Origin of the sequence: Stenotrophomonas sp. YIM B06876 (assembly GCF_030711595.1) — a bacterium.
Classification (GTDB): Bacteria; Pseudomonadota; Gammaproteobacteria; order Xanthomonadales; family Xanthomonadaceae; genus Stenotrophomonas.
The window spans coordinates 1-562 of record NZ_JAUJUJ010000516.1 but is presented as its reverse complement, the minus strand read 5'-3'; the positions used below and the strand labels follow the sequence as shown (position 1 = coordinate 562).

Below are 562 nucleotides of genomic sequence, written 5' to 3'. Positions count from 1 at the left end.
GGGCCACGCTCGGTGCTGTTGCTGGCGTGCTGGGTGGCGCTGCCGCTGGCGCCACAGCCAATCCGGACGATTCGATCCACGGCGAGGCGGATGCGATCGTGCCCATCGAAGGCTCGGGCCTGCGCACGCACCACGCCGTGCGCCACAGCAAGCTGGTGAGGGTCAGCGGTGCGCCGCACGGGCTGAGCGTGTCGCACGCGCAGGCGTTCAACGATGCGCTGCTGACGTTCCTGCGAGCGTGACCGTCGTAACCACTGTCAAGGCATGCGGGCAGGCGCCTACAATCCCGCCCCTGCCCCACTTCGCCCGCCCTGCCCCGCGTTCCGCCCCCCATGAACATCGTCGTCAACGAAGAACTCAAAGCCTACATCGACCCCCTCACCGCCGAGGAATACGCCGCGCTCGAGCGCAGCATCCTGGCCGAGGGCTGTCGCGACGCGCTGGTGCTGTGGGGCGAAGTGCTGGTGGACGGGCACAACCGCTACGGCATCTGCCAGCGGCACGGCCTGCCGTTCCAGACGGTGCAGAACACACGCTTCCAGTCGATGGAGGACGTGCACCT

1 protein-coding gene and 1 pseudogene are annotated in these 562 nt (G+C 68.3%); both read left to right on the top strand.

Features of this window, described 5'->3' with window-relative positions; translation table 11 throughout:
• Positions 1–242, top strand: a 242-nt coding sequence (locus QZH66_RS18250) for an alpha/beta hydrolase (RefSeq protein WP_305807207.1), incomplete at its 5' end; no start/stop codon positions are given.
• A 90-nt stretch (positions 243–332) separates the two neighbouring features.
• A pseudogene (locus QZH66_RS18245) lies at positions 333–562 on the top strand (plasmid replication/partition related protein); the annotation flags it as partial.